Annotated in this window: 4 protein-coding genes; 3 read left to right on the top strand and 1 reads right to left on the bottom strand. The window is 68.2% G+C overall.

From position 1 onward, the window contains the following. Positions 1 to 299: DUF3015 family protein (locus VFC51_16715; GenBank protein HZT08667.1), on the bottom strand; the 299-nt coding region annotated here is incomplete at its 3' end. Positions 300 to 681: 382 nt separating this feature from the next. On the opposite strand from VFC51_16715, the gene VFC51_16710 reads away from it, so the two are divergent. The 3 genes from VFC51_16710 to VFC51_16700 all read left to right on the top strand — a co-directional run. Beyond that, positions 682 to 2,088, top strand: coding sequence for a hypothetical protein (locus VFC51_16710; protein ID HZT08666.1), 1,407 nt, complete (start codon positions 682 to 684; stop codon positions 2,086 to 2,088). A gap of 285 nt (positions 2,089 to 2,373) precedes the next feature. Next, positions 2,374 to 3,147 carry an ABC transporter ATP-binding protein gene (locus VFC51_16705; protein ID HZT08665.1) on the top strand — a complete coding sequence of 258 codons (774 nt, stop codon included), beginning with the start codon at positions 2,374 to 2,376 and terminating at the stop codon, positions 3,145 to 3,147. After that, positions 3,144 to 4,265, top strand: a 1,122-nt coding sequence (locus VFC51_16700; protein HZT08664.1) for an AMP-binding protein, incomplete at its 3' end; no start/stop codon positions are given. The genes VFC51_16705 and VFC51_16700, both read left to right, overlap by 4 nt.

Below are 4,265 nucleotides of genomic sequence, written 5' to 3'. Positions count from 1 at the left end.
GCCTCGCGGTTGGCCTCGATGAAGATGCGCGTCGCCTGCGAGCTGGAAAGGCCGCTGCAGTTCGAGGTCCCCGAGCTGATGCCGAACGTCTGCGTGCCGAAGAAGCCGTTGGTGGTGGCGGCGAGGACCTGTACGAACCCTTGCTGGTCGCCGAACGCCATCGATCCCAGACCACACCCTGCGTCACCGTACCGCCCCTTCGTCCCGCGGATGGCGCTCTCGGTGCTCTTCTTGTCGTCAGCTGTGGCAGCCGTACCCAGCGCAACCACCGCGATCAGCGCGAACCAGGCTTTGCACATGTCGGTGTCTCCTCCGTCGAATGAGAGAGAGGGAGCGGAGAAGCGCCCCCCAGGCGCGTCACCATAGCAGCCTGGCGAGCGCTTGGCACCCAGCAGGCCTTCGCTGCACGCGCGGGACCTCCGCGCCTCGATTTCCCGCAACGCACGCGGCGACGCAGCTCGAACTCGATGCCCGCAAATGACGGACTTGTAACAGGCGACGGACTGCCATCTGTGGGCCGCCGACGCGCATCCACAGATTGCCGTAATGCGGGCTGCCTTCGTTGCCCTGATTTTCGCAATCGGATGTGGAGCATCGGGACGCTCCGCCGTCCCCACGGCAGATGATGCTGGTTCGGGCAGCAACGGCCCTGGTGATTCCGGCCTGCCGCCCGATTCCGGCGTGATTGCCGACGCGGGATCGACGTCAGATGCAGGCACCACGGACGCTGGTTCCGGCGCGGTTGCCGACGCGGGATCGACGTCCGACGCGGGGACGACGGACGCTGGCTCCGGGACGGATGGCGGCCCGACGTCCGATGGAGGGCCTGCGGCAGCGATCGAGTCAGTCCCCTGTCCGGCCGATCCGAAGGTTCTCTGGAGCCGCACCTTCACGGACGAGGTCGATTTCCGCGGCGTTGCCGGCGATGACGGAAGTCTCTACTGGATCGAATACGACCCGCCGCCCACCTTCCTCGATCCGGCCGCGCCAGCCTGGGTCGCATCCGCCGACGCGGACGGGCACGACCGCTTTCGGGTGAAGACGACCCTGACCTATCCCGTCGATGCGCACCTGATCGCGGCCGGCATGTTGGTCGTCGCCAAAGGCGCGATCGTCGCCGCCTTCGACGCGGCGAGCGGCGCCCCTTCGTGGTCGCTCGACTTGAGCCGTACCTACACGGACGGGTATGCGCAATCGCAGGGGATCGCGGACCTCGGCGAGGGAAAGATCGCGCTCGCGATGTACGACTACAACGTCGCGAGCGGGCTCTACGTCGTCGACGCGGCGAAGGGCGCGATCCTTTGGTCCACGGTCGGAAGCGCCGACACCGGATATCACGTCCAAGGGTCCGACGGGGCTGGCGACGCGCTCGCGACCGCGAACTACACCAGCTCGTATTCGCCGGAGCAGGGGTATCACAATGCCCAGGACGTTTTCGCGGTGGACAGCTCCGGCCACGAGCTGTGGCGTCACCACATCGTCGACGGTGGCGCCCTGCTCGCCTGGCCTGCCGGAGCGCCCTGGATCGTCGTGCCCGGCGGATCGTCCGCGACCGACTACGTGCAGGTGCCTGGGTCCTGGTTTGCCGCGGTGAGCGGCGGCGAGCTCGGGTTTGCCGTGCAATTCGGGGCCGCCGCTGCCTCGCCGAACGTCCTCGAAGTGGTCCGCGATGGCGTGGTCGTCGCTTCCGGCGCGATGCAGGGCACGAACCCGTACGACGGCACGGCGGTCTTCCCGTTCCTTGCCGGCGATCGCGGCGACCACGCTGTACTCGTGGCGCAGAGGTGGCCCAGCAATCCTGGCCTGTGCCACCCGGCGCGTGCCGCCGAGGCGGCCATCCACAGATTCGATTCGAGCTCGTCCTGGACCTGCCCGTTTTCGTTCGAGGGGGAGTCAGGGATCGTTGGAGCGGCGCTGCTCCCGGGGCGGATCGTGCTGGGCCGCCGCACGTTCCTGACCGACGCGTGCACGCACGAGGTACAACCAGTCACACTGGAAGCGTACGCGCTCCCCGGTGAGTCGCTCGCGCCGGTGGGCTGGGTGCAGCGAGGAGGAAGTCCCGGGATGGGACTCCGGCAGAGGCGCTGAGCGGCGTCAGGCGGCGGCGAAAACGCCCGTCTTCAAAGTGTGTGCAGATCGCCTTCGCGGCGTGAGGGCGCTCCTTGGGGAGGCCGCCGTCATCCGACAGTGGCCTCATCACGATTCGTGCCGGCGTACTGGAGCGGACCGGCTGGTGCAGGCCAAACCGCGAACGAAACCACACACCTCGACGCGAGCCGCCAAAGCCGAACGGCGCGAGTCCCGCTCGCCTGCGGCACCAGGTCGCCCTCCGTCAGTTTCGCTCCGCACCGCAAAATTGTAGTCTTTGGTCGGATGTCCTCCCCCCTCCTAGACGTCACCGCCCTCGTTTTGCGTTTCGGCGGCGTCACCGCCCTCTCCGACGTGAGCTTCTCCGTCGCCGAGGGCGCGCTCAGCGCGATCATCGGCCCGAACGGCGCGGGCAAGACCAGCCTGTTGAACTGCATCAGCGGCGTCTATCGCCCCCAGCGCGGCCGCATCGTCTTCGACGGCGCCGACGTGACCCGGATGGGGCCCGCCGCGCGCACCCGCCTCGGAGTCGCACGAACCTTCCAGAACATCGCGCTGTTCCGGGGCATGACGGTCCTCGACAACCTCCTCATCGGCCGGCACGTGCACCAGAAGACCGGCACGTTCACCGGCGGCGTGTACTGGGGCCGCGGGCAGAAGGAGGAGATCCGCGAGCGCGAGCGCGTCGAGGAGATCATCGACTTCCTCGAGATCCAGCCGTACCGCAAGCAGGTGGTGCACACCCTCGCCTACGGGCTGCAGAAGCGCGTCGAGCTCGGCCGCGCGCTCGCTCTCGATCCCCGCCTGCTCCTCCTCGACGAGCCGATGGCGGGAATGAACGCGGAGGAGAAGGAGGACATGGCCCGCTACATCCTCGAGATCAACGAGGAGCGGGGAACCACCGTGCTGATGATCGAGCACGACATGGGCGTGGTGATGGACCTCTCGCACCGCGTGGTGGTGCTCAACTTCGGCCAGAAGATCGCGGACGGCGCGCCGGAGGCGGTGCAGGGCAACACCGAAGTCCAGGCTGCGTACCTCGGGGGCCACGCCGCATGAGGACGAGCCTCGCCCTGCAGCGGCCCGAGCCCGCGCCCGTCCAGGCGCGGCGCGACACGTTCCCGAAGCTCCTGCTGGAGAACGCGGAGCAGTTCGGCGATCGGGCGGCGCTCCGGGAGAAGGACCTCGGGATCTGGCGGGAGACGAGCTGGCGGCGCTACGGCGAGCGGGTGCGCGAGTTTTCCCTCGGGCTGGTCGCGCTCGGGCTGCAGCGCGGCGGGAAGGTGGCGATCGTCGGCGACAACCGGCCCGAGTGGGTGATCTCGGAGCTGGCGGCGCAATCGGCGGGGGCGGCGTCGGTGGGGATCTACCAGGACTCCAACCTCACCGAAGTGGCGTTCGTCATCGACCACTGCGACGCGAAGTTCGTCATCGCCGAGGACCAGGAGCAGGTCGACAAGATCCTGGGGATGATCGAGCAGCTCCCCAAGGTCACGCACGTGATCTACTCCGACCCGCGCGGGCTGCGCCGCTACAAGCACGAGAAGCTGCTCTCCTTCGACGAGGTGGAGAAGCGCGGCCGCGAGCTGCACGCGAAGGACCCGGACCTGTTCGCACGCAACATCGCGCGAGGCGAAGGCGGCGACCTGGCGATCATCTGCTACACCTCGGGCACCACCGGGTCGCCGAAGGGAGCGATGCTCACCTTCGCCAATCTCCTGACGATGGCGATGAGCCTGCATTCGGTGGACCCGCGGCGGCCCACCGACGAGTTCGTCTCCTTCCTGCCGCTGGCGTGGATCGGCGAGCAGATGATGTCCGTCGCCACCGCGCTCGCCATCGGGTTCACCATCAATTTCCCGGAGGAGCCGGAGACGGCGCTGCACGACATCCGCGAGATCGGGCCCAACGTGATGTTCGCGCCGCCACGGATCTGGGAGGGGCTGAACTCCACGGTCCAGGTGAAGATCATGGACACCACCCCGCTCAAGCGCTTCCTCTTCGAGCGGCTGATGCCCATCGGCCACAAGGTCGCGGACCTCCGCCTCGCCACCGGGAAGGTCCCACCGCTCTGGCGCGTGCTCTACTTCTTCGCCGACTGGCTGCTCTACCGGCCGCTGAAGGATCGCCTCGGCCTCTCGAACCTGCGCAGCGGCACGACCGGCGGGGCCGCCCTT

The organism is Chloroflexota bacterium (assembly GCA_035652535.1).
Classification (GTDB): Bacteria; Chloroflexota; UBA6077; order UBA6077; family SHYK01; genus DASRDP01.
Note: the sequence above shows the minus strand (reverse complement) of the source record. Positions and strands in the feature narration are given on the sequence as shown.

Coding starts and splice junctions, on each gene's coding strand:
- VFC51_16705 (HZT08665.1), top strand. CDS start 2,374: ATGTCCTCCCCCCTCCTAGACGTCACCGCCCTCGTTTTGCGTTTCGGC.